This window comes from Macrococcus brunensis, assembly GCF_004359615.1.
Lineage (GTDB): Bacteria > Bacillota > Bacilli > Staphylococcales > Staphylococcaceae > Macrococcus > Macrococcus brunensis.
In genome coordinates, this window is sequence record NZ_SCWA01000050.1 from 1 (window position 1) to 482 (window position 482).

The following is a 482-nucleotide window of genomic DNA, read 5'->3' on the forward strand; positions in this document are numbered from 1 at the left end:
TATTAATAATGTGATGTCTGTATGAATACAGACGCGCGATTTTTTGAGAATTCAATAAATGAACTCACTCGGTTTTGCTTGGTAAAATCTTTTTTCTTCTTACTTTATCTAGTTTTCAAAGTACAATTTTAAATGGTGGAGACTAGCGGGATCGAACCGCTGACCTCCTGCGTGCAAAGCAGGCGCTCTCCCAGCTGAGCTAAGCCCCCAAAAAGGTATATTAAACTATCAATGGTGGGCCTAAATGGACTCGAACCATCGACCTCACGCTTATCAGGCGTGCGCTCTAACCAGCTGAGCTATAGGCCCATTTGAATGAATGAACATTCAAAACTGAATACAATATGTCAGACGCTATTCCGAAGGAATTAAGATTCCTTTTCCGTATTATCCTTAGAAAGGAGGTGATCCAGCCGCACCTTCCGATACGGCTACCTTGTTACGACTTCACCCCAATCATCTGTCCCACCTTCGACGGCTAG

2 tRNA genes and 1 rRNA gene are annotated in these 482 nt (G+C 43.4%); all 3 read right to left on the reverse strand.

What is annotated here, in order from left to right:
* Positions 1-133 precede the first annotated feature (133 nt).
* Positions 134-209: transfer RNA gene (locus ERX27_RS11150), tRNA-Ala, on the reverse strand.
* A 23-nt stretch (positions 210-232) separates the two neighbouring features.
* Positions 233-309, reverse strand: a tRNA-Ile gene (locus ERX27_RS11155).
* Positions 310-397: 88 nt separating this feature from the next.
* A 16S ribosomal RNA gene (locus ERX27_RS11160) occupies positions 398-482 on the reverse strand; the annotation flags it as partial.